The 1,363-nt window shown below is 63.2% G+C and carries 1 protein-coding gene; it reads right to left on the bottom strand.

Annotated elements, in window-relative coordinates:
- Window positions 1–67: 67 nt before the first annotated feature.
- Entirely contained in the window at window positions 68–1,258 is a 1,191-nt protein-coding gene (locus ACZY08_RS29705; protein ID WP_463748176.1) for an IS481 family transposase, read from the bottom strand.
- Window positions 1,259–1,363: the final 105 nt, after the last annotated feature.

Here is a 1,363-nt window from a genome sequence, read left to right on the forward strand (position 1 = left end):
CTGTCGGGCTTCGGCTGATGCTTGATGGATCTGTGTCGGTTGATCCTTGACACTCTTGTGTTGTGGTTTAGGCCTGTGCGCTGGCGCGGAAGGCCCGTTTGTTTCTTACCCCGCCCGTGCTGGTTCGTGCAGCGGTCTTGACCAGAACGTCGCCGATATAGAACCGCAGGAGCTCGCCGTCGACGTGGACATCGCAACGGGAACCGGCGTAGTGCCGGCCCAGGCTCACCTGCTGCCACGACACACACACCACCCCATTGGTGGTGACCCGCCGACTCACCCAGTCCGAGCCTGCACGCTCAGCGCGCAGGCCCTCCACCGGCGCCATCGTGACCGCCTCGGTCGGGCTAGCGGTGAACCGCGACGCCGGGGTGGCCATCTGTAGGGCTTGATGCGGACGGTCGGTGTTGTAGAACACCACCCACTCATCGAGTGCTTCCTGCGCGGCCGTGAGATTTGTGAAAGGTACACGGCTACACAGAAACTCAGCACGCAGACTGCGGTGAAACCGTTCGATCTTGCCCGTCGTGGTCGGCGAACGTGGCTGCGTCAGAATGTGATCGATACCCTGCTGGCGGCAGATCGCATCAAAGAGCACCTCCACAGGCGGATGGTTGAACCGGCCAGTGAACACCTTGCCGTTATCGGTCAGAATCTGCCCCGGCGCGCCGTACCGTGCCAGGGCGGCGCGCAGCCCCTCGCAGACCGCGCGGGTGCGTTCACGGGCCATCACCGTGGCACACACGCACATCCGGGAATGATCATCAATGCCGGTCAATACCTTCGCTGACGTGCCATCAGCCAGCGGGAACCCGCCCACCACATCCATCTGCCACAACTCCATCGCCGTGGCCCGTTCCCAACGTTTCCACTTGCGTGCGCGTCGATCCCGCAGATTCGGATCAATCAGCTGCGCCCGCACCAACGCCCGATAGGCCGCCGACTCCGAGGGCACCGGCTTTACGCCCCGTTTGGCCAGTTCGAACACCAACCGCCGCGGCCCCCAATACGGGCGAGACCGGCGCAACTCCAACAGCCGGGCCTCGACCTCGGCCGGCATCTGATGCGGACACGACACCGGCCGATGCGATCGGTCGGCCAGCCCGTCCAAACCCTCGGCCTCATACCGGGCCAACCAGGCATGCAGCGTCTGCCGCGACACCCCGACCTTGCCCGCCACCTGCGAAATCGACAAGCCGTCACTGATCACCGCCAACACGGCCTGATACCTCTGCTCAGCCACGCTCAACTCCCTCATCTAGGGAGTGTCAAGGATCAACCGAAGCAGGTGTAAAGCATCAGCCGAAACACTGTCAGCCATCACCCGACATTGAAATGTCAGCCATCACCCGACGTCATACAA

It is taken from the genome of Mycobacterium sp. IDUB_9 (assembly GCF_055419505.1).